Origin of the sequence: Saccharopolyspora gregorii (assembly GCF_024734405.1) — a bacterium.
In the GTDB taxonomy this organism is placed as follows: Bacteria; Actinomycetota; Actinomycetes; order Mycobacteriales; family Pseudonocardiaceae; genus Saccharopolyspora_C; species Saccharopolyspora_C gregorii.
Genome location: NZ_CP059556.1, coordinates 3,758,132 through 3,780,418, shown reverse-complemented (window position 1 = coordinate 3,780,418; position 22,287 = coordinate 3,758,132). Strand labels below are relative to the sequence as shown.

Here is a 22,287-nt window from a genome sequence, read left to right as displayed (position 1 = left end):
CCCTGAGGCGCGGTGGTCCGACCGCTGACGTCCCGGTGGACGCCCGGGAACTCGACCGGAACCGTGACGGTCGCTCGCCGCCGGCGTCGTTTGGCGAACCGTGCCCCTCCGGCTGGGAAGAGGGGGTGCACTCGTGGGCCTCTCGTTCTGGCCGGGCTCCGCCGGTCGTGGCTCCGAGCCCGCGTACTGGGTCAGCGCTCGGTGGCGGTCAGCCGGAGTTCCTCGGCACCGCAGGAGATCGTGAAGGCGCCGCCAATGAGTCCATTGAGGACGATCGTGTGCGCGGCCGATGCCACCAGCATCGGATCGGCGCCAGGAGCGGAGAGGTGCATCGTCCGTCCACTTCGGATGCGAGCGGTCATGCCGTCCGGATGGGCGGCCAGCAGCACCCGGGCGCCCGGGAACTCCGCCCGCGCCGCGTCGGTCCACGCCAGCGCCGCCGCTTCGTCCGCGCACGTCCCCTCGCGCACCAGCACGGCCGCGGACTGGTGCCGCAGCAGCCGCGGCTCGTCCTCCCGCACCGCCAGGTGCCGCGGCACCGCGGACTCCCGGACCGGCGCATCCGCTCGCAGCACTGCCGCCGGGTAGCGCCGCACCGCGATCCGGTCCGGCCCGGTGAACTCGGTGAACACCTCGAACGAGGCCGGTTCCCGCCGGTACGGCCGAGGATCCGCCGGTTGCAGCAGCGGAGGTTCCCCGTCCGGGACGGGCAGGTCCAGCGCGCGGTACAGCACCTCCCGCAGCACCCCGGTCGCCTCGCCGAGGTGCGCGAACACCTGCCCGGCCAGCCGGGCGGACCGCGCCGGATCGTGCGCCCGCCACGACTCGGCCAGCTGGGCCCGCAGATCCCCGTCCGCGTCGAGGTGCGCAGCCGTGCGCGCCAGCACCTCCACCGGCGTGCCCGGCACGCTCTCCGAGCCGACCGCGGCCAGCAGCACCGGTTTCCCCAAGCACGCCGCGTACAGGCTCACCGAGCCGTGGTCGCCCACCACCTGGTCGGCGGCCACCAGCGCGGCCTGCCAGCCCCCGTCCGGCGGCAGCAGCAGCACACCAGCGTCCAGCGCGTCCGCGAACCAGGTCCGCACCCGCAGATCGCCGTAGCGCGACCAGATGTTCGGGTGCATCGCCAGCACCACCCGGTACTCGTCGGCGGGCAGCTGCGCGCACAACCGGCGCGCCAGCTCCCGGCACCGGCCCAGCGCCGACTCGCCGCCCCACGTGGAACTCAGCAGCACCAGGCGCCGCCCGCGCGGGTCCAGCTCCCGCCGGAACCGGTCCCGCAGCGGCAGGCTCGCCCGCAACTGGTCGAAGGTCGGGTCACCGACGACGGCGGTGTTGCCCGCGACCTCCGGGCGCACCGCCAGCAGCTGGCGGTGCTGCGACTCGTGCGCCAGCGTCAGCAGCACCTTCCCGCTGCGCAGCGCGTGGTCCGGAGGGAGACCGGCCAGCCTGGTCCCGCCGGTCTTCGGGTCGTGCACGTGCTTGTTGAAGCCGATGCCGTGCGGCAGCACCACCACCGGCCGGGTCAGGTCCAGCTCGGCGAAGTCGATGTTCTCGCTCGCCGAGATCGCCAGCGCGTACGGGAGGTCGTGCACCGCCGACCACGGGACGATCCGCTCGGCGCGCGCCTCGCGCAGCAGCTCCAGCGCGCCGCCGCTGTGCGGGGAGGTGTCGTTCACGGTGAACACCAGGTCCACCCGGAAGTCGTCCCGGAAGAACCGCAGCGCGTCCAGCAGGCGGGCGGTGGAGGTGATGGTGCGGGCGATGACCAGCACGGTGCGCACCGGGCCGAACGTGCCGTGCTCCGGCTCGTCCGCGGCGACCCGGCCGCGCCGCGGCTCACGCGTCACGGTGTCGTCCGGCGATCGAGTGAGCACCGGCCCATGCTGCCCGGCGTCGACCGCCCGGCGCTAGGAGGGGGCCGTCGCGGAGTCGCGGAGTCGCGGAGTCGCGGAGTCGCGGAGTCGCGGAGTCGCGGAGTCGCGGAGTCGCGGAGTCGCGGCGCGGAGTCGCGGAGTCGCGGAGTCGCGGAGTCGCGGAGTCGCGGAGTCGCGGAGTCGCGGAGTCGCGGAGTCGCGGAGTCGCGGAGTCGCGGAGTCGCGGAGTCGCGGAGTCGCGGAGTCGCGGAGTCGCGGAGTCGCGGAGTCGCGGAGTCGCGGAGTCGCGGAGTCGCGTGTTGATCATACCACGCCCGGCGTCCGGCACAGCACTCGGATCATGCTGCTGACCTGCTCGAACGCGCCTTCCGGCCGGTGCGGCCGATGCCATGCCCACCGCGCGTCCTCCGCTCGCTGCCACCGCTCCATGCTACGGACGGCGCTCGCCGCGCGCCGAGGCCCGCGGAGTGTCCTCTTCGGACTCCGCGGTGCCGGTCCGGTGCTCGCGGGCGCCTTGACACCACGGGTGCGCCGGGTGAAACGTTCCGCGCGGGCGGCACCGCGCCGCCCATCGCGGCGGAGGAGGGCGTTCCACGATGGAGCGGACGAGCGCGCGGCTCGCCGACCGGCCGACGGCCGGCGCGCGCACCTGGATCGACGCGACCCCGGAGCAGGTGTGGCCGGTCGTGTCCGACATCGCGCTGCTGCCCGCGGCCAGCGCCGAACTGCAGGCCGTGGAGTGGCTGGACGGTGCCACCGGGCCCGGGCTCGGCGCGCGGTTCCACGGCCACAACCGCAACGATCTGCTGGGGGAGTGGACGACCACCTCGCACGTCGTCGAGTGCGAGCCGGGCCGCGCCTTCGGCTGGGCGGTGGCGGACCCGGACGATCCCATCGCCACCTGGCGGTTCGCCCTGGTCCCGCGCGACGGCGGAACGGATCTGGAGTACGCGGTCCGGCTGGGCACGCACCGCTCCGGGCTCACCGCGGCGATCGAGCGGAAGCCGGAAGCGGAGGCGGAGTTCGTGCGGCGTCGGCTGGGTGACCTGGAACGGAACATGACCGCGACCCTGGACCACCTCAAGCGCCTCGCCGAAGCGCGCTGACCGCTCCCCGCACCTCGCGGGCCGCTACCAGTCCAGGTCGACCTGGTCGCCCACGACCGCCACCGGGCACGGCGAGTGGTGCAGCGAGCCCAGCGCCACCGAGCCCAGCCGGGTCGCCGCGGCGCTCCGCGAGCGGTGGCCCACCACGAGCAACCGGGCGCCGACCGCCTGCGAGCACAGCGCCTCCACCGGGTGCTGGTCGGTCGCGACCCGGCGCACCACCACCTCGGGGTAGCGCTCGCGCCACACGGCGAGCTCCCCGCCGACCTGCTGCTCGGCGTCCTCCTGGAGCCGCTGGCGCTCCGGGTCCTCCAGGATCGACGGGAGGAAGTAGGCGTCCGGCAGCGCTTGCGCCACCACCAGCTCAGCGCCGCCGCGGTCCGCGCGGTCGAAGGCGAAGTGCAGCGCGGGCCTGCTGGTGGGCGAGAGGTCGAGCCCCACCACCACGGGCCCGCGACCGCTCGGCTCGCCGCGGACCACCACGACGGGGCAGCCCGCGTGCGTGGCGACCGCGGTGCTCACCGAACCCAGCAACGCGTCCCGCACCGCGCCGCGCCCGCGGGAGCCGACGACGAGCAGCGCGGCGTCGGCCGAGCGGGAGACCAGGTCCTCGGCGGGGTCGGCGGGCACCGCCTGCGCGCGCACGTGCAGGTCCGGTTCGGCGGCGCGGCACTCGACGGCGATCTCGCGGACCTGCTCCTCGGCGCGCTCCCGGTGCGCCGCGTCGTGCGCGAGTACCAGGTGCAGCGAGGCGCCGAGCCGTGCGGCCTCCGCGGCCGCCCACGTCGCGGCGCGGGACGAGTGCTGCGAACCGTCGACGCCGACCAGCACGGTCTTCGCGGGCAGGAACACGGGACCCCCTTCGCAGGCGCGGCCTCCGAGGGTGGCGGGTGCGCGCGGCGGCTGCCAGAGCAGTTCGACTCGGGGGAGTCGCCCGATTCCGCTCGGGCGAACGGCGTCAGCGGAGGCGTTCGAGCTCAGCGGCGACCGCGACGACCTCGGCGGCCATCTTCCGCAGCTCCGCGGTGCTCGCGCCGTCCTCGGCGGCGGTGCCGACGTCCTCGGCCGCGCAACGCAGCTGGAACAGCCGGTCCTGCAGGTCGGCGATCTCGGCGGCCGAGAGCACCACCGCGTCCTCGGGCAGCCCGGAGCGCTGCACCGCGCCGCGCCGCTCGTAGGCGCGCTGCCTGCACGACTGGGTGCAGTACAACCGCGGCCTGCCCTGCCGTCCGGAGGAGGTGAGCCTGCGGCCGCACCACGAGCAGTGCCGCTCGCCGCGACGACGGGCGGTCTCGGGACCAATCGGGGTGGTCTGTTCGATCTCGGGCGGGCTGTCCACGGTGCGCAACGGTAATGCGACCCCGCGGCGAACATCTCGTTGCCACGCCGGTGCGGGTGCCGCCGGGCGGATCGCGTCGGGCAGAGTGGGGCGGTCCCCACGCCCGCCCGGTTCGTGAAAGGACCCGAGCTCCCGTGACCCACCCGTTCCTCCAGGGGCCCTGGCCGCGCGCGTTCGCCCACCGAGGCTGGCACCTCGGCGACCTGCACGACATGGAGAACTCGCTGAGCGCGCTGCGCCGCGCCGTCGCCGAGGGCTACCGCTACGTCGAGACCGACGTGCACGCCACCGCCGACGGCGTCGTCGTGCTGCACCACGATCCGAGCCTGGATCGCACCACCGACGGGCGCGGTACTATCCGTCGGCTGCCGTGGTCGGCGGTCGGTTCCGCCCGCATCGGCGGCCGGGAACCGGTCGCCCGCCTCGACGACGTGCTGGAGGAGCTGCCGCAGGCGCTGCTCAACATCGACGTCAAGGAGGACACCGCCGTCCGGCCGGTGCTGGAGGTGGTGCGCAGGCACGACGCGTGGGACCGGGTCTGCCTCGCGTCCTTCGACGACCGGCGGCTCCGCGAACTCCGCCGGGGCGGGGGCGAGGCGCTGCTGACGTCGATGGGGCGGCGAGCGGTGACGACGCTGTGGGGGGCGTCGCGCTACGGCGGCTGGGGGTTGCGGTCCCGCGTGGACGGCGCGGCCGCGCAGGTGCCGCCGCGGCGCGGGCGGATCCAGGTGGTGGATCCGCGGTTCGTGCGCACGGCGCACCGCTGGGGACGGGAAGTGCACGCGTGGACGGTGGACGAGCCGGAGCAGATGCGGCGGCTGCTCGACCTGGGGGTCGACGGGCTCGTGACCGATCGGCCGGACCTGCTGCGCGAGGTGCTGGGCGAGCGCTTCGGCGGGACGGCGCCGGAGCGGACCTGATTCTGGGGAAGAGGGGTGGCGAGCCGGTCGGCACCAAGATCATCGCACCGCGATCGAGCCTTGATCCGGAGCCGATACAGTCCCCGTTACCCCTATCGAGTGAACACTTGAGGACGGAGAGGTATGAGCGTGCTGGGCGGAGCTCCGCCGGACGCGGTGGGACGACGCCGGGAGCAGCGAGGCTGGTGCTGGTACGACTGGGCCAACTCGGTGTTCCCGACGTCGGTGACGACGGTGTTCCTCTCGCTGTACCTGACGAGCGTGGCCACCGAGGCCGCCACCGCGGACGTCGCCCGCAACGGGAGCGCGGCCTGCCCCGGCGGCAATTCGCTCGTCGACTGCGACATCTCGGTGCTGGGCCTGGTGTTCCCGGCAGGCTCGCTGTGGGGGTACCTGCTCTCGGCGGCCACCGTGGTGCAGGTGCTGGTGCTGCCGATCACCGGCGCCATCGCCGACCGGACGCAGAACAAGCGCGGCATGCTCGCGTTGTTCGCCTTCGGCGGTGCGCTCGCCACCTCGCTGCTCGGGCTGGTCGGCACCGGGAACTGGCGGTGGGGGCTGGTCTTCTTCATCGCTGCGAACATCTGCTTCGGGGCGTCGGTCGTCGTCTACTACTCGTTCCTGCCGGAGATCGCCGACGCCGACGAGCGGGACGCGCTGTCCTCGCGCGGCTGGGCGTTCGGCTACCTCGGCGGCGGGACCGCGCTCGCGCTGCACCTGGGTCTGTACCTCGGGCACGACGCGATCGGGCTCGGCGAGGACGCCGCGGTGCGCCTGGTGTTCGTCTCCTCCGGCATCTGGTGGGCGGTGTTCACGCTGCTGCCGCTGGCGGTCCTGGGGCGCCACCACCAGCCGGAGGGCGGGGAGCGGGGCGCCTCGGTGATCACCGCGGGCTTCAAGCAGCTCGCCTCGACCGTCAAGCAGGCGCGCGGGTTCCCGCTGACGCTGGCCTTCCTCGGCGCGTACATGATCTACACCGACGGGATCGCGACCGTCACCCAGGTCTCCGCTCAGTACGGTGACATGGAGTTGCGGCTGCCCCAGGAGTCGCTGATCATCACGTTGCTGATCGTGCAGTTCATCGCCTTCGTCGGCGGGGTGCTGCACGGCCTGCTGGCAGGCCGGATCGGCGCGAAGAAGACGATCATGATCAGTCTGGTGGTCTGGGTGGGGGTGCTGGCCGCGGCCTACTTCGTCCAGGCTGGTCAGCAGTTCCAGTTCTACGGGCTGGCCGTCGGCATCGGGCTGGTGCTCGGCGGCACCAACGCGCTGTCCCGCTCGTTGTTCAGCCAGATGGTGCCGGAGGGCAAGGAGGCCGAGTATTTCTCGCTCTACGAGGTGGGGGAGCGGTCCACGTCCTGGCTGGGTCCGCTGGTCTTCGCCGGGGTCGGGCAGGCCACGGGGTCGTTCCGGCTGGCGATCATCTCGCTGGTGGTCTTCTTCGTCGTCGGGCTGGTGCTGGTCTCGATGGTGCCGGTGCGGCGGGCGATCGAGGCGGTCGGGAACCGGCCTCCGGAGCGCCTCTGAATCGAAGAGGGGTGTACCCGGGCCAGTGATGCGATGTGGTGAGCGCACCGGCATCATTGGCATATGCCGGTACGCAGCGTCGCAGGTCTGGGATGCGGAGTACCGATACACAACGTGATCGAGTTCCGGGCAGGCCCGGTGGCCTGCAGGTGATCTCGCTTGCAATTCTGACAAGAGAGCGAAGGTTAACTTGCCCTTAGTGACAACTCATCTGGCACTATCACCTGTTCGGTGGAACCTCTAGGTTGCGGGAGCGAGAACGCGTCACGAACGCGGCCTGCTTGCATCTCTAGAGGGGACGATGTCGTTGACGAGTGAATAACGTCACCGACGGCAACCGAAAGTCCCGCGCCGGGAACAGGCGACGGCCGGTCCGTCGTTGCACTCGGTGAGCACAACCCGTCCGGACGCTGCTCCGGGCCGAAGTGAAAGGAACCGTCATGGCCGATCGCGTTCTGCGTGGCAGCCGGCTCGGAGCGGTCAGCTACGAGACCGACCGCAACCACGACCTCGCACCGCGCCGGACGGTGCGCTACGCCTGCCCCAAGGACCACGAGTTCGAGGTGCCGTTCTCCGACGACGCCGAGATCCCGCCGACCTGGGAGTGCCGCCTGCACGGCTCCGAATCCAAGATCATCGATGGATCGGAACCGGAGCAGAAGAAGGCCAAACCGCCGCGCACCCACTGGGACATGCTGCTCGAACGCCGCAGCATCCCCGAACTGGAGGAGCTGCTCAACGAGCGGCTGGAAGTGCTGCGCGGCCGGCGCAGCCACTCCGCCTGACCGAGCGACACAGCACCACCCCGCACCTCGCGGGTTGAGCACATCGAACGCCTGGGCCCCGTGCGGGGGAGCCCAGGCGTCTTCGTGTCCGGGCCCTCGGTCCGGTCCGCGGGCTCGGCGGGAACGCCACCGGTCGGTCAGCCGCCCGGCAGCAGGTCGCGCAGCTGGGCGACGCGGCGGCGCACGCCCCACCCGGTGATCCGGACCAGTGCTTCGCGGACGATGTCGCCGCTCATCTTCGACTTGCCGAACTCGCGGTCGGTGAAGGTGATCGGCACCTCGACCACGGTGAAACCGGCCTCCACCGACCGCAGCGTCAGGTCCACCTGGAAGCAGTAGCCGTGCGAGGCGACGTCGTGCAGCGCCAGCTCCGCCAGCACCTCGCGGCGGTAGGCCCGGAACCCGGCGGTGCTGTCGTTCACCGGCACCCCGAGGGTGTACTTCGAGTACAGGTTCGCGCCGCGGGACAGCGCCTGCCGGTACCACGGCCAGTTCACCACCCGGCCGCCCGGCACGTAGCGGGAACCGATCACCACGTCGGCGCCGGTCTCCTCCAGCATCGCCAGCAGCCGCGCCAGGTCCTCCGGCGCGTGCGAACCGTCGGCGTCCATCTCCACGACCGCCGCGTAGTCGTGCGCCAGCGCCCATTCGAACCCGGCGACGTAGGCGGCGCCGAGACCGGCCTTGTCGGTGCGGTGCAGCACGTGGACCCGATCGTCGGCCGCCGCGAGCTCGTCGGCGAGCTCGCCGGTGCCGTCCGGGCTGCCGTCGTCGACGACGAGCACGTGGGCGGCGGGCAGCGCGGCGTGCAGCCGCGCCACCACCGGGCCCAGGTTCTCCCGCTCGTCGTAGGTGGGGATGACCACCAGGGCTGAGCCGGACGGCCCCGCTGCACCGTCGGGGGCGTGCCGGTCCGTCATGACGTTCCTCCTTCGGGCCGCACGTCCCCCAGGTGAACGCGCGGCAGGGCGTATCAGTTCTTGTCGTGGGTGCGCCGCCGCGCGGTGGCGACGAGCGCTCCGGCGCCGAGCAGCGACAGCACCCAGGTCGGGGCGGCGCCGAGCGCGGTGGCGGGGGTCCGTTCGGTGCGCAGCGGGACCTCGCCGTCCAGGTTCTGCGCGGTGAACTGCTCCGAGCGGTTCGCGATGGTCCCGTCCGGGGCGATGATGGCGCTGATGCCGCTGGTCGCGGACACGACGACGGCGCGGCCGTGCTCCACCGCCCGCAGCCGGGACATCGCCAGGTGCTGCCAGCTCATCTCGGAGTGCCCGTACCAGGCGTTGTTGGTGGGCACGGCGAGCAGCGTGGCGCCGTCCCGGGCCGCCCCGGCGAACACGTCGTCGTAGGCGACGTCGTAGCAGAGCCCGACGCCGAGCCGGACCGCGCCGGCCCGCAGCACGCCGGGCAGGTCGCCCGGCACCATGTCCTGCTGGAAGCGGTCCACGAACGGGCTGACCAGGCGGGCGACCGAGCGCATCGGGATGGTCTCGGCGAACGGGACGAGGTGCTGCTTGGCGTACTCGTCCCCGGCGCCGGAACCGGGGTTCCACGCGACGATGCGGTTGCGGAACGTGCCGTCCCGGTCCACCGCGAACCCGCCCGCGACGACCGGGACGCCGAGTCGTTCGGTGACCGCGGTGAGCTGCGGGTCGTAGCGCGTCGGTCCCCAGCTGCCGACCTGCTCGGGCAGCACCACCAGGTCGGGGCGCGGCACCCGGCCTGCGTCGACGTCCGCGGCCAGCTGCCGGGCACCACGGATGTGGTTGTCGTGCAGCACGTCGTCCTCGTAGAGCAGGTCCAGGCCGATGTCCGGCGCGTTCCCCTGCACGACCGCGACCCGCGCGGTCCCCGCCTGCGGCTCGACGCCGATCGAGGGCTGCAGCGCGGCACCCGCCAGCAGCGGCACCAGCGCGGCGGCCGCCGGGACGACCCACCGGTCCCGGGCCCGCAGCCGCAGCACCAGCACGCCGAGCCCGCAGCCGACGAGCGCGACGGCGAAGGTGACGAGCACGGCACCGCCCACCGAGGCCAGCGGCAGCAGCGCCCCGGACGGCTGGGTGAACGCCAGCCGCCCCCACGGGAAGCCGCCGAACGGCTGGGAGTCGCGCAGCACCTCCGCGAGCACGAACACCGCCGCCATCCACACCGGAGCGCCCGGCAACCGGCTCACCCGCGCCATGCCCGCCCCGGCGAGCCCGAGGAACACCGCCTCGACCAGCGCCACCCCGAGCCACGGCCACGGGCCGAACTGGACGCCGAGGAAGTCCTGGATCCAGCCCAGCAGCGGCAGCATGTAGCCCAGCCCGAACAGCAGGCCGTGGCCGAACCCGGCGCGGGTGCGGCGGCCGTGCACCACCACGGCCAGCGGCGCGACCGCGAGCGGCGCCAGCCACCACAGGTCGCGCGGCGGGGAAGCGGCGTAGAGCAGCAGCCCGGCGAGGACCGCGGCGGCGGCGCGCAGCCACGGCGCGGCCCGGCGGAGGAGTCGGGGTCGGGGCTGCCCGTCGGCGCGGTCCTGCGTGGTCACCGTGGGGGCACTCACCCGATCAACTCTCTCGGTGCTGCGGCCGGCGAACCGGGGCGGACTCGGTGCTGCGGGCGCGCGCCGCGGCCCGCGCCCGCGTCAAATGTACGCCGACCGGACGAGCGCGAAGTCCGCGCCGTGCCACCCGGGGACGTGATCCGGGACCCGGCGCGGCGAACGGTCCGGCTCGTCCGGTTCGGACGGGCCGGGGCCGCTGCGGGACCGGGCGGGCGCCGGACGGCGGCGGGTGCGAGCTCGACCCGCGCGAGCCGTCGCCGACCGTTGGCGGTCGCGGAACTCGCGGGTTCCGGGTCGTCGCGGTACTGGTGGTGTCGCGCTCGCGGGGCGTCAGCGGTTGCGGCGGTTGGCGGTGCGGCGCAGCTGCAGGATGCGCGCCGCGCCGACCAGCGCCACGAGCAGCCCGCCGATCGCGGCGGCCAGCAGCAGCGCCACGCCGACCGGCAGGTCGCCGCGCAGGCCGAGGAAGGTGACCGAGGTGGGCTGCAGGTTCTGCAGGATGAACACCAGCAGCACGATCAGCGCGATGGTCGCGACGACGACCGCGGCCCAGGTCCCGGCGGTGCGGGTGTGCTGGAGCTTCTCCGCGTGCGTCGGCTCTTCGCGGACCGGTCCGGCGTGATCGGTTTCGGCGTGATCGGTTCCGGCGTGATCGAGCTCGCCGTGCTGCGGGTTCGGCTCGGTGCGGGGGTCCGCGGGGGTGAGCCGGTCGTCGGCGGTGCTCTCGTCGCTGGCCATGCGGGTCATTGTGCAATATGCGCCCGCTCGGCCGAACGGCGCGCCGCGCGAAGATCAGGTGAACGCGGTGATCGGCGCAACGGATGCCGCCGTCCGCCGGTGCCGGCGGTGCGCGTGCGGTCAGCGGCGGGGGAGCTCGCCGGTGAAGCGCTTGAGGACGGTGGTGCGCCGCGCGGTGCCCGGCCAGATCTGCACCCGGTAGACCTCGGCCCCGTCGGTGCCGTCGGCGCTGATGGTGCCGAACCCGGCGCAGCGCGTCCGGACCCGGTAGACGCCCACCGGCACGGGGAAGTGGTGCGCGCTGTGCCTGCTGTCGGAGCCGCCGAGCACCAGGATCTGCCCGCTGGCGATCTCCACGGAGGCCTCGGTGACGTGGTCCCAGGAGGCGAGTTCGCAGACGGGTGCCTCGGCGCCGATCTCGATGACGACGCGGACGTCGCGGCGCCGCGCGGTGCCGATGGTGACCACGCCGTCGCGGCTGGAGATCAGGTCGCGGCGCAGGTCCGCGGTGGTGTCGTCGATGGCGGCCAGGTCGTAGTCCGCGTGCGCGTCGCGGATCTCGAAGCTGTGGTAGTCGGCGAAGAGCGTGAGCTCTCGTCGCGTCCGGTCGATGTCCACGGTGCGTCCCCCCGGGTTCGCCGTCGAGATCCTTTCTAACAGCCGGGTCGAGGGGGTGGGCGGGGTTCGCCGGGAACACGGCCACCTGGCCGAGCCGGGGCGCCCGACGGTGCGGCGGACGGGCCAACGCGGACGAGCCCCCGCCCGCAGGTGCGCGGACGGGGGGCTCGCCGGTCGTGGAACGGTCGTGGGATCAGGCGAGGTCGAAGCGGTCGAGCTCCATCACCTTGTGCCAGGCGGCGACGAAGTCGCGGACGAACTTCTCCTTCGCGTCGTCGGCGGCGTAGACCTCGGCGACGGCCCGCAGCTCCGAGTTCGAGCCGAAGACCAGGTCGACGCGGCTGCCGGTCCAGACGAGCTCACCGGCGGCGTTGCGGCCCTCGAAGGTCTCCGAGGTCTCGTCGGCGGGCTTCCACGTCGTGCGCATGTCGAGCAGGTTGACGAAGAAGTCGTTGCTCAGCGTCCCCGGCCGGTCGGTGAGCACACCCAGCTTCGAGCCGTCGAAGTTGGCGTCGAGGGCGCGCAGGCCACCGACGAGCACGGTCATCTCGGGCGCGCTCAGGGTGAGCAGGTTCGCCCGGTCGACCAGCTGGTACTCGGCGGGCAGCGCGGCGCCCTTGCCCGCGTAGTTGCGGAAGCCGTCGGCGGCCGGTTCGAGGTGCGAGCAGGACTCGACGTCGGTCTGCTCGGCGGTGGCGTCGCCGCGGCCCGGGGTGAACGGGACCTCGACGTCGTGGCCCGCGGCCTTCGCGGCCTGCTCGACGCCGACCGAGCCGGCGAGCACCACGAGGTCGGCGAAGGAGACCTGCTTGCCGCCCGCGGCGTTGAAGGACTCCTGGACACCTTCCAGCGCGCTGATCGCGGTGGCGAGCTGGTCGGGGTTGTTGACCTCCCAGCTGCGCTGCGGCTCCAGCCGGATGCGGCCGCCGTTGGCGCCGCCGCGCTTGTCGCTGCCCCGGAACGAGGACGCCGCGGCCCAGGCGGTGCCGACGAGCTGCGGCACGGTGAGCCCGGTGGCGGCGATGCGCTCCTTGAGCTCGGCGATCTCCGCGGCGCCGACCGGTTCGTGGTCCGGCTTCGGGATCGGGTCCTGCCAGATGAGCTCCTCGGCGGGGACCTCCGGACCGAGGTAGCGGTCGACCGGGCCCATGTCGCGGTGGGTCAGCTTGAACCAGGCACGGGCGAACGCGTCGGCGAACTCCTGCGGGTTCTGCCAGAACCGGCGGGAGATCTGCTCGTAGATCGGGTCGAGCTTGAGCGAGAGGTCGGTGGTGAGCATGTTCGGCGCGATCTTCTTCGACGCGTCGTGCGCGTCGGGGACGGTGCCCTCGCCGCCGCCGTCCTTCGGCTTCCACTGCCAGCCGCCGCCGGGGCCCTGGTACAGCTCCCACTCGTAGCCGAAGAGGTTCTCGAAGAAGCCGTTGCCCCACTGGGTGGGGGTGGAGGTCCAGGTGACCTCCAGCCCGCTGGTGATGGTGTCGGCGCCCTTGCCGGTGCCGTAGCCGTTGGTCCAGCCGAGGCCCTGGGTCTCCAGCGGCGCGGCCTCCGGGTTCGGCCCCAGGTTCGAGTCGGGGGCGGCGCCGTGGGTCTTGCCGAAGGTGTGACCACCGGCGATGAGGGCGACGGTCTCCTCGTCGTTCATCGCCATCCGGCCGAAGGTCTCGCGGATGTCGCGGGCGGCGGCGATCGGGTCCGGCTCGCCCTCGGGACCTTCCGGGTTCACGTAGATCAGGCCCATGTGGGTGGCGCCCAGCGGCTGTTCGAGGTCGCGCCGCTCGCCACCGGAGATGCGCTTGTCGCTGCCGAGCCAGGTGGTCTCGGCGCCCCAGTAGACGTCGTCCTCGGGCTCCCAGGTGTCGACGCGGCCACCGGCGTAGCCGAAGGTCGGGAAGCCCATGGATTCCAGCGCCACGTTGCCCGCGAGGATCAGCAAGTCGGCCCAGGACAGCTTGCGGCCGTACTTCTGCTTCACCGGCCACAGCAGGCGGCGGGCCTTGTCCAGGCTGACGTTGTCCGGCCAGCTGTTCAGCGGCGCGAACCGCTGCTGACCGGCGCCGCCGCCACCGCGGCCGTCGCTGACCCGGTAGGTGCCCGCGCTGTGCCAGGCCATCCGGATCATCAGCGGGCCGTAGTGCCCGAAGTCGGCGGGCCACCAGTCCTGCGAGGTGGTGAGGACGTCCTGGATGTCCTGCTTCACCGCGGGCAGGTCGAGGGTCCGGAACTCGGCCGCGTAGTCGAAGTCCCCGCCCATCGGGTCCGCCACCGCGGGGTTCTTCGCGAGCAGCTTCAGGTTGAGGCGGTTCGGCCACCAGGTGGAGTTGCCGTTGCCCTGGGTGGGGTGGGGGATGCCGTGCGCGACGGGGCAGCCCCCGGTCGCGGCGTCAGCGCTGTCAGTCACCGGGAATTCCTTTCGGGATCAGTGGTGTCGGTCGGGATCCGAAGTGGAGCCGCATTCGGGGCACAGGCCCCAGTAGATGACCTCGGCTTCGTCGATCTCGAAACCGTGGGAGTGGGAGGCGGCCAGGCAGGGCGCGGTGCCCGCGGCGCAGTCCACGTCGGCGATGACCCCGCAGGACCGGCACACCACGTGGTGGTGGTTGTCGCCGACCCTGGCCTCGTAGCGGGCGACGGAGCCCATCGGCTGGATGCGGCGCACGAGGCCCGCGGCGGTCAGCGCGCGCAGCACGTCGTAGACGGCCTGGTGCGAGACCTTGGGGAGTTCGCCGCGCACGGCGTCGATGATGGTGTCGGTGCCCGCGTGCGGGCGGTCGTGCACCGCGGCCAGCACCGCCAGGCGGGGGCGCGTCACGCGCAGCTCGGCCTCGCGCAGCATTCGCCGGTGATCCGCGGTGTTGCTCGGCACGTGCAGCATTCTGGAGAACTTTCTGGAACCGATCAAGATTCTGCTTCGCACTGAGAACGTGCGCTGCGTCACAGGAATCCGGTGGTCCGGACCTCGCCGGCGTCCATCCGGGCGACGCCCGGTGGGGCCGATCCGGGGTAGAACCGCAGGACGTCCCGTGCTCGGCGGGACCGGCGGGAGGGAAGACCACAGTGGACACGATGTGCGATGCGGTCGCGGTGATCACCGGTGCGGCGAGCGGGATCGGACGTGCCGCGGCCGGGTCCTTCGCCCGCCGCGGGGCGCGGATCGTCCTCGCCGACGTCGACGGAACCGGTGCCGAACGCGCCGCCGCGGAGATCCGCGCCGACGGCGGATCGGCCGTCGCCGTCACCTGCGACGTGGCTCGGGACGGCGAGTTCGAGCGGGTGCGCGACGCCGCCCTCGCCGAGTTCGGCGACGTCCACCTGGTGATGAACAACGCCGGGGTCCTCACCCGCGGGCTGCCCGAGCACATCCCCGTCGCGGAGTGGCAGCGGGTGTTCGACGTCAACCTGCTGTCCGTGGTGCGCAGCAACGCGGTCTTCCTGCCGCTGCTGCTGGAGCGCGGATCGGGGCACCTGGTCAACACCGCCTCGTTCGCCGGGTTGTTCAGCTACGCCTACGACCGGTTGCCCTACGCCGCGTCGAAGGCCGCCCTGGTCCAGCTCTCCGAAGGGCTCGCGCTGTACCTGCGGCCGCAGGGCATCGGGGTGACCGTGCTGTGCCCGGGGCCGGTGGTGACCGGCATCGCCGGGTCGATCCGCTCGTTCGGGCCGCCGACCGCGACCCGCGGCCCCGGTGCCGAGTTCGAGGCGCGGCAACCCGGCTCCGTCGGCGAGCTGCTGGCCGACGCGGTGCTGGCGAACCGGTTCATGGTGCACACCGACGACCGGATCGAACCGCACCTGCGCAGCCGCGCCGCCGACTGGGACGCCTACCTCGACACCAGGATCGCGGCCCTGGAGGCCTGATCAGTCCAGTGCGGACAGCAGGGTCGCGGCGAGCTCCCGCGGCCGGGTGGCGAACGGCGTGTGCGACCCGGGCAGTTGGTGCACGGTGAACGGGTTCCGCGGCATCGCCGCGTCCGCCTCGGCGACCATCAGGTCCTGCACGGCGGGGGTGAGCGCGCGGTCGGCGCCCAGGCGGACGAACGAACGCGGGATGCCGCCCCAGCGCTGCTCGGTCAGCGCGACGGGGGTGCGCGGGATCGCGGTCGGCAGGTCCGGGCTCAGCGCCAGCCGCCACCGGTCGAACTCCGCCGCCGGGACGTCGCCGTAGTGCGTCCGCCGCAGCAGCTCCACGTACTCCGGGTCCGGCGAGGCCGGGTTGATCCGCGCCGCGCCCAGCCGCGCCGGGTCGCCCACGTGCAGCCCGGCGCCGAGCGCGTCCGCGTTCTCCGGGGCGGCGACGTAGTCGGCGAACCGCGGCCGTCCCGCGGGCACGAACGCCGACAGGTACACCAACCGGTCCACCAGGTCGGGCGCCAGCTCGGCGGCCAGCGAGGCCGGTCCACCACCGGCGCTGTGCGCGACGAGGACCACCCGGGGCCAGCGGCGGACCTCGCGCAGCGCCGTCACCAGCGACGCGGCGCAGTCGTCCATGGTCAGCCCGGCCAGCGCGGACTCCTCCTCGGCCAGTCCCGGCTGGCCCGGCAGCAGGTAACCGGTCGGCAGCGGCGCGTCGAAGCCGTGGCCGGGCAGGTCGACCGCGGTGCTCGCCGCGCCGCGCGCCGCCAGCGCCCGCTGCGTCGCCGCCCACTGCGCGGAGGAGTGCCAGGCTCCGTGCACGAGCACGAACACGGTGTCCACAGCGGATTCATCGGGCACGGAATCCTCCGTCGTCCGGGATCGGGGTCGCTCACGAGTCCACCCCGGCGGACCGCGGTGATCCACCCGCATATCTGACGAGCACGATCCCGATACCTCGCAGGTATCGCGGCGCTAGGCTGCGCAGGTGGAAGCACGGCACCTGCGCTACGCGCTCGCCCTCGCCGAACACCGGCACTTCGGCCGGGCCGCGGCCGCCGTCGGCATCGCCCAGCCCCCGCTGTCCAAGCAGATCGCCGCGCTGGAGCGGGAGATCGGCGCCCGGCTGTTCGACCGCACCCCCGGTGGCGTGTTCCCCACCGCCGCGGGCGAGGCGTTCCTGGAACGGGCGCGGGCCGCGCTGGCCGAGATGGCGGGCGCCGCGCTCGACGCGGGACGGGCGGCGCGCGGCGAGACCGGCAGGCTGCGCCTCGGGTTCATCGGCTCGGCGCTGCTGGAACTGCTGCCGCCGCTGCTCGGGCGCTTCGGCCGCGAGCACCCGGACGTGCGGCTGCGGCTGCACGAGATGTCCACCGCGCGCAGCGCCGCCGCCCTGCTCGACGGCGAGCTCGACGTCGCCATCGGCCGCGGCGCACCCCGCGGCGCGGGCGCGGAGGACCTGACCTCCGTCACCGTCGGCACCGACCGGCTCGTCGCCGTCGTCGGCACCGGCCACCCCTACGCCGGGCAGCGCTCGGTGCGGGCGGAGCAGCTGCGGGACCAGCAGCTCGTCGTCGCCCCCGCCGACCAGGAACCGGCGTTGTGCACCGCCCTGCGCGAGGTGCTCGACCCGGCCGCGCTGGACCGCGCCGTCGAAGCCCGCGACGTGCACACCATCCTCGGGCTCGCCGCCTGCGGCATCGGAGTGGGACTGGCGCCGGCCTGCCTGCGCGTCGCCGCGCGCCCCGACACCTGGATCTGCGAGGTGCGCCCGCGCATCGACCTGCCCGAGCTCGTCATGTCCTTCCGCGGCGCGGACCGCTCCCCGGTGCTCGCCGAATTCCTCGACACCACCCGGCGGCAGTGCCCGGGCGTCAGCGCCCGCCTCGCGGGGCGCCGGTGCTGAACCGGGGCGCGGCGCGGGCCGCCCGGGACCACCCGCTCGGCCCCTGAACCTGGGAGCCGGTCGGTACCGGCGGTGCCGCGCCCGCCGCGAATCGCCCGGCGGCCCGCGGCCGTCGACGGCCACGGCGGCGCCGCGATCCGCGGTGAAACCGGTACCACCAGCACCGGCCCCGCCGGAGCGCTCGGCCGCACCCGTCCCGGAGCGGTTCACCGCGCGGTTGAGCCCGCTGCGGAGTCTTGGATCTACGCCGTCCGGTGGTGTTGACTGTGCGAACCCGACCGGCGGAGGGACCGAGTTGTTCACCACCCGACCGACTCTGCAGGGCACGCACGGCATGGCGTCCTCGACGCACTGGCTGGCGTCCGCGGCGGCGATGGCCGTGCTGGAGGACGACGGCAACGCCTTCGACGCGGCGGTGGCGGCCGGGTTCGTCCTGCACGTCGTCGAACCGCACCTGAACGGGCCGGCCGGTGAGGTGCCGATCATCTTCGCCCCCGCGGGCCGGGATCCGGTGGTGCTGTGCGGGCAGGGCCCCGCTCCCGCCGGCGCGACCGTGGAGCACTACCGGGACCTCGGCCTGGAGCTGGTGCCGGGGACCGGTCCGCTGGCCGCCGCGGTGCCGGGCGCGTTCGACGCGTGGTTGCTGCTGCTGCGCGACCACGGCACGAAGGAGCTCGCCGACGTGCTCGACCGCGCCATCGGCTACGCCGAGAACGGGCATCCGGCGGTCGAGCGCATCGGGCGGACCGTGCGCACCGTGCAGGACCTGTTCCGCGCCGAGTGGCCCGGCTCCGCCGAGCTGTACCTGCCCGGCGGCCGCCCGCCCGCACCGGGCGCGCTGCTGCGCAACCCGGCCCTGGCCCGCACCTGGCGCCGCGTGCTGGCCGAGGCCACCGGACCGTCCCGGGAGGCGCGGATCGACGCCGCCCGCCGGGTGTGGCGCGAGGGCTTCATCGCCGAGGAGCTCGCCGCGGCCGCCGCAGAGTCCACGATGGACAGTTCGGGGGAGCGGCACGCGGGCACCCTCACCGGCGAGGACCTCGCCCGGTTCAGCGCCACCTACGAGGAACCCGCCCGCCACGACTGGAACGGCTGGACGGTGTGCAAGGCCGGGCTGTGGAGCCAGGGACCGGTGCTGCTGCAGCAGCTCGCGCTGCTGCCCGACTCGCTCGACCTCGGCACCGCCGACTACCTGCACACCCTCGTCGAAGGCACCAAGCTCGCGATGGCCGACCGGGAGGCCTGGTACGGCGACGGCACCGACGTCACCGTCGCCGAACTGCTCGACCCCGGCTACAACGCGCGGCGCCGCGCGCTGATCGGCGACCGCGCCTCGCACGAGCTGCGGCCCGGCAGCCCCGGTGGTCGCACGCCCCGGCTCAGCGCGCACGTCCAACGGGTGCAGGACGGCCCGCTGGACCTGGTCGCCCCCGCCGGGGCCGGCGAACCCACCGTGGCCCGCGACGGCGAGACCCGCGGCGACACCTGCCACCTCGACGTGGTCGACCGCTGGGGCAACATGATCGCCGCGACGCCCAGCGGCGGCTGGCTGCACTCCAACCCGGTCATCGGCGAGCTCGGCTTCCCCCTCGGCACCCGCCTGCAGATGGCCTGGCTGGAGCCCGGCCTGCCGAACTCGCTGGCGCCCGGCAGGCGCCCGCGCACCACGCTGACCCCGTCGCTGGCGCTGCGCGGCGGGGAGGCGGTGCTCGCGTTCGGCACGCCCGGCGGGGACCAGCAGGACCAGTGGAGCACGCACTTCTTCCTGTCGGTGGCGCTGCGCGAACCGGTCCGCGGCGGCTGGGACCTGCAGGGCGCGATCGACGCGCCGAACTGGCACACCGAGAGCTTCCCCGGCTCCTTCTACCCGCGGGCGATGCGGCCGGGCTCGGTCACCGTGGAGTCGCGCATCGGCTACTCGGCCATCGCCGATCTGCGCAGGCGCGGGCACGACGTGACCGTGGGGGAGCCGTGGTCGGAGGGCAGGCTCAGCGCGGTGGCCCGCGACCCGGAGACGGGGGTGCTCTCCGCGGCGGCCAATCCACGCGGCATGCAGGGTTACGCCGCCGGACGGTGATTGCGGAGCGTGGTCGACGTGACCGCGAACGCCCGGCCGTACCTCCGAATGGAGCATTGTTCGTTCCACGTTCGGGGGACAGTATGGGACTCTGGCTCTTGCTCGATCCCGAAGGACGACCCCGCTGTGCCCCAGCCCACCGCCGTGCGCGGTCTGCGTCGCATCGAACTGATCACCACCGACCCGGAGGGTGCGGCGCTGTTCCACCAGGACCTGCTGGGCTGGCGGGTGTGGGACTCGGTGGCGGGCGGGTTCGAGTGCTGGATCGGGCAGCGGCACTGCGCCTCGCTGCGGCCCGCCACGCACGGTGTGCGGCCCGGTTGGTACGTGGTCTTCGCCGGAGCCCGCCACGACGGCGATCTCGTCGGGCCCGACGAGGTGACCGCGCGGATGGTGACCGGGCGGGCGCAGCACGGCCCGTGGGCGCCCGGTCCGCGCCGCGGCGAACCCCGCTGGGTGGACCTGCACAGCGCCGAGCAGCAGCGCTCCGACGAGTTCTGGGCGTCCACGCTGGGCTGGGCCGTCGACGGCGACCGCTACCTCGCCGGGGACCGCCCGCTGGCGGCGCGTTCGGCCGCGCGGCTGGACGGGCGCTGGGACTGGGTGTGCCACTTCGCCACCGAGGACGTGCGGGAGGCAGCGGACCGCGCCGTCGCCGGCGGCGGCCGCGTCGTCGCCGAAGTGCGGCACCCGGTGCTCGACGAGGTGGTGCTGATCGCCGACCCGCGGGGCGCGGTCCTCGGCCTCACCACCGACACCGGAGCTTGGGGAGCGGCGCCCGCCTCGACCGGATGACCGGCCGTTCGCGCGGTCAGCCGGGCGAGCGGCGCGGGGCGAGGTCGGTGAGGACCTGGTGGGTCCGGTTGGCGCGCACCGACATCCGCTGCTCGCGGGCGGTCACGTCGATGTAGGTCTGGCTGGAGTTGATCGACGCGTGGCCGAGCAGCTTCGCGATCTCCGCCGCGTTCGCCCCGTCCTCGGCCAGCCGCGTCGCGAACGTGTGCCGCAGCGCGTGCACCATCGCGCCGCGCTGCACCCGGTCCGAGATCCCGGCCGCGCGCAGCGACTGGCGCACCAGGTACTGCAACCCGCCGCGGCGCAGCGGCTCGCCGCGGTGGTCCACGAACAACGGCTCGGCACCGGGCAGCCGGTCGCCGAACCGCACCCGCCGCGAGCTCAGGTAGGCGCCGACGACCTCGTCCAGCGCGCCCTCGATGGGGATGGACCGGTTCTTGCCGCCCTTCCCGCGCACGTGCAGCCGCCGGTCGCCGGGACGCCCGGCCAGCGACGCGACCGTGAGGTCCAGCAGCTCCGCCGAGCGCACCCCCGTGCACAGCAGCACCGCCAGCACCGCCAGGTCCCGCTCCGGCCACGGGTTCCGGGCCCGGCGCCCGCCTTCGGCGACCAGGCGCAGCAGGCGTTCCGGGGTGTCCTCGCCCTGCAGCGGTTTCGGCGTCGGCGGCGCGCTGCGCGGTTTCGGCACCACCTGCATGGGGTTGCCGCCGACGGCGCCCTCCACCACCAGGAAGCCGAAGAACCCGTTCCAGGTGGACCAGGCGCGGGTGACCGAGGACGCCGAGCGCGCCGCGGCGTGCCGGGCGAACGCGGAGCGCAGCTCGGTGGCGGTCACCTCCGCCACCGGCAGCTCCGCGACGCGGGTGCCGGTGATCTCGGCCAGCGCCGCACCCACCGAACCCAGGTCCAGCCGGTAGGCGCGCAGCGAGTTCGCGGCGAGCTTCCTGGCCTGCAGGTGCTCCAGGTACACCTCGACCCAGCGCGCCACCGAACCCCCGGTCGCCTCCCGCACCACCGCACCTCCAGCTCCGCGAATGATCATCCGCTCCCGATGGAACCAGACGCCACCGACGATCTCGCGGCGGCACGGCTCAGCGGGCGGCGGTCAGCGTGAACTCGGCGCGGGCGCGGACGACCCCGTTGACCTGGAGCTCCACCGCGTGCCCGCCCGGGTGGTAGCGGCGGGTGGTGATCTCCCGGAACGAGTGGCGCTTGGCCAGCTCCCAGGTGCCGCCCGGTTCGAGCGTCCGGGTGGTGAGCTTGAAGGTCTTGGCGGTCCGCCCGCCGTTCGCCTTCCGGTGGTGCACCAGGTAGTCGACGGCGAGCGCGACCGGTTCGGCACCGGTGTTGACCAGGGTGCTGCGGAACTCCAGCGCCCCGCCGATGGCGACGTTGCCCGCGTCGAGCGACAGCTCCCCGACCCGCACCTGCGGCGCGGGGGAGTAGCCGAGCAGCGCCAGCGCCCCCGGGTGGCCTTGCTTGACCAGCGTCCGCAGCCCGTGCCGCACCACCCGCGAGGTGTGCTCGCCCGGCTCGCCGAGCCAGCGCGCGGCGGTCTCCACGACCAGCTCCGGGTGGTCGCGGCTGAGATCGTTGAGGTGGTTGGCGGCCGAGCGGCGCACGTAGTCGCTGGTGTCGCCGTGCAGCGCGTCGATGATCGGCACCGTGGCGGTCGGTTCGGCCAGCAGCGCCCGCACCCGCTTCGCCCACGGCAGGTACGGCCGGGTGCCCTCGGACGCGAGCCGCCGCACGTGCTCGTCGGGGGAAGCCGTCCACTCCCGGATCCGGCCCAGCGCGCGGTGCAGGTCCTGCTCCAGCAGGCCGCGGAGCGCGAACTCGGAGCTCAGCAGCGGGGTCAGCTCCGCCAGCGAATCCAACGCCGCGTCGAACGCCGTTCCGGTGCCCTCCGCCACGGCGCGGGCGACCACGGCCTCGGTCACCGGCCACACCAGCCAGCCGGTGAACTCGGGGGACTCGCGCGCCGCCCGCACCGCGTCCAGCAGCGCGGCGGAATCACCCGGCACGTCCGCCAGCAGCGCGTCCCGCAGCAGGTCGCAGCGCTGCCGCAGGCCCAGCGGGCCCAGCCGCGCCGCCGCGGCCCGCACCGCGTGCGGCGGTGCGCCGGTCGCTCCCTCGAACACCCGCGCCAGGTCCCGCGCCACGTCGGCGCCCACCAGCTCGTCGGCGAACGGCATCGCTTCGCTCCCA

At 73.9% G+C, this 22,287-nt stretch carries 20 protein-coding genes; 8 read left to right on the top strand and 12 right to left on the bottom strand.

What is annotated here, in order from left to right; genetic code table 11:
- Positions 1-191: 191 nt before the first annotated feature.
- On the bottom strand, positions 192-1,877 hold the full coding sequence (locus tag H1226_RS16465; protein ID WP_258341523.1) for a UDP-N-acetyl glucosamine 2-epimerase: 1,686 nt from the start codon (positions 1,875-1,877) through the stop codon (positions 192-194).
- 596 nt (positions 1,878-2,473) lie between these two features.
- Here H1226_RS16465 and H1226_RS16460 point away from each other — a divergent pair.
- A complete protein-coding gene (locus H1226_RS16460) occupies positions 2,474-2,983 on the top strand; it encodes an SRPBCC family protein (protein WP_258341522.1) in 510 nt (169 codons plus the stop codon).
- A 24-nt stretch (positions 2,984-3,007) separates the two neighbouring features.
- On the opposite strand, the gene H1226_RS16455 is transcribed toward H1226_RS16460, so the two are convergent.
- Complete coding sequence (locus H1226_RS16455) at positions 3,008-3,835, bottom strand: universal stress protein (protein ID WP_258341521.1); 828 nt, start codon at positions 3,833-3,835, stop codon at positions 3,008-3,010.
- Between the two features lie 106 nt (positions 3,836-3,941).
- Positions 3,942-4,322 (bottom strand): hypothetical protein, encoded by a 381-nt coding sequence (locus tag H1226_RS16450; protein ID WP_258341520.1) that lies wholly within the window; start codon positions 4,320-4,322, stop codon positions 3,942-3,944.
- A 134-nt stretch (positions 4,323-4,456) separates the two neighbouring features.
- On the opposite strand from H1226_RS16450, the gene H1226_RS16445 reads away from it, so the two are divergent.
- The 3 genes from H1226_RS16445 to H1226_RS16435 all read left to right on the top strand — a co-directional run bounded on the left by H1226_RS16445 (position 4,457) and on the right by H1226_RS16435 (position 7,554).
- Positions 4,457-5,242 (top strand): glycerophosphodiester phosphodiesterase, encoded by a 786-nt coding sequence (locus tag H1226_RS16445; RefSeq protein ID WP_224967422.1) that lies wholly within the window; start codon positions 4,457-4,459, stop codon positions 5,240-5,242.
- Between the two features lie 123 nt (positions 5,243-5,365).
- Positions 5,366-6,769 carry an MFS transporter gene (locus H1226_RS16440; protein WP_258341519.1) on the top strand — a complete coding sequence of 468 codons (1,404 nt, stop codon included), beginning with the start codon at positions 5,366-5,368 and terminating at the stop codon, positions 6,767-6,769.
- Between the two features lie 440 nt (positions 6,770-7,209).
- A complete protein-coding gene (locus H1226_RS16435; protein WP_184479487.1) occupies positions 7,210-7,554 on the top strand; it encodes an RNA polymerase-binding protein RbpA in 345 nt (114 codons plus the stop codon).
- Between the two features lie 137 nt (positions 7,555-7,691).
- Here the strand turns inward: H1226_RS16435 and H1226_RS16430 are convergent, their stop codons facing one another.
- From H1226_RS16430 to H1226_RS16405, 6 genes are all read right to left on the bottom strand, one after another.
- Positions 7,692-8,474 carry a polyprenol monophosphomannose synthase gene (locus H1226_RS16430; protein WP_258341518.1) on the bottom strand — a complete coding sequence of 261 codons (783 nt, stop codon included), beginning with the start codon at positions 8,472-8,474 and terminating at the stop codon, positions 7,692-7,694.
- Positions 8,475-8,527: 53 nt separating this feature from the next.
- A complete protein-coding gene (gene lnt, locus H1226_RS16425) occupies positions 8,528-10,096 on the bottom strand; it encodes an apolipoprotein N-acyltransferase (protein WP_258341517.1) in 1,569 nt (522 codons plus the stop codon).
- A 330-nt stretch (positions 10,097-10,426) separates the two neighbouring features.
- Positions 10,427-10,834 carry a LapA family protein gene (locus H1226_RS16420; RefSeq protein ID WP_258341516.1) on the bottom strand — a complete coding sequence of 136 codons (408 nt, stop codon included), beginning with the start codon at positions 10,832-10,834 and terminating at the stop codon, positions 10,427-10,429.
- Between the two features lie 120 nt (positions 10,835-10,954).
- Positions 10,955-11,452: a hypothetical protein gene (locus H1226_RS16415; RefSeq protein WP_258341515.1), complete on the bottom strand. Its 498-nt coding sequence runs from the start codon at positions 11,450-11,452 to the stop codon at positions 10,955-10,957.
- A gap of 193 nt (positions 11,453-11,645) precedes the next feature.
- The gene (katG, locus tag H1226_RS16410) at positions 11,646-13,850 is read right to left on the bottom strand and encodes a catalase/peroxidase HPI (RefSeq protein WP_258341514.1); all 2,205 of its coding nucleotides are present in this window, start codon (positions 13,848-13,850) and stop codon (positions 11,646-11,648) included.
- Between the two features lie 18 nt (positions 13,851-13,868).
- Positions 13,869-14,285, bottom strand: coding sequence for a Fur family transcriptional regulator (locus tag H1226_RS16405; protein ID WP_258349432.1), 417 nt, complete (start codon positions 14,283-14,285; stop codon positions 13,869-13,871).
- 230 nt (positions 14,286-14,515) lie between these two features.
- Here H1226_RS16405 and H1226_RS16400 point away from each other — a divergent pair, with 230 nt between their 5' ends.
- Positions 14,516-15,307: an SDR family oxidoreductase gene (locus H1226_RS16400; RefSeq protein WP_258341513.1), complete on the top strand. Its 792-nt coding sequence runs from the start codon at positions 14,516-14,518 to the stop codon at positions 15,305-15,307.
- Here H1226_RS16400 and H1226_RS16395 read toward each other — a convergent pair whose 3' ends face one another.
- Entirely contained in the window at positions 15,308-16,162 is an 855-nt protein-coding gene (locus H1226_RS16395) for an alpha/beta hydrolase (RefSeq protein WP_258341512.1), read from the bottom strand.
- Between the two features lie 127 nt (positions 16,163-16,289).
- Between H1226_RS16395 and H1226_RS16390 the strand changes: the two genes are divergently transcribed.
- The 3 genes from H1226_RS16390 (at position 16,290) to H1226_RS16380 (ending at position 20,079) form a co-directional block, all read left to right on the top strand.
- Complete coding sequence (locus H1226_RS16390; protein ID WP_258341511.1) at positions 16,290-17,207, top strand: LysR family transcriptional regulator; 918 nt, start codon at positions 16,290-16,292, stop codon at positions 17,205-17,207.
- A gap of 295 nt (positions 17,208-17,502) precedes the next feature.
- Entirely contained in the window at positions 17,503-19,284 is a 1,782-nt protein-coding gene (locus tag H1226_RS16385; protein WP_258341510.1) for a gamma-glutamyltransferase family protein, read from the top strand.
- Positions 19,285-19,410: 126 nt separating this feature from the next.
- Positions 19,411-20,079: a VOC family protein gene (locus H1226_RS16380; RefSeq protein WP_258341509.1), complete on the top strand. Its 669-nt coding sequence runs from the start codon at positions 19,411-19,413 to the stop codon at positions 20,077-20,079.
- Positions 20,080-20,095: 16 nt separating this feature from the next.
- Here the strand turns inward: H1226_RS16380 and H1226_RS16375 are convergent, their stop codons facing one another.
- Together H1226_RS16375 and H1226_RS16370 are read right to left on the bottom strand one after the other, a co-directional pair.
- Positions 20,096-21,091, bottom strand: a complete 996-nt coding sequence (locus H1226_RS16375) for a tyrosine-type recombinase/integrase (RefSeq protein ID WP_258341508.1) — start codon at positions 21,089-21,091, stop codon at positions 20,096-20,098.
- 79 nt (positions 21,092-21,170) lie between these two features.
- Positions 21,171-22,274 (bottom strand): DNA alkylation repair protein, encoded by a 1,104-nt coding sequence (locus H1226_RS16370; protein WP_258341507.1) that lies wholly within the window; start codon positions 22,272-22,274, stop codon positions 21,171-21,173.
- Positions 22,275-22,287: the final 13 nt, after the last annotated feature.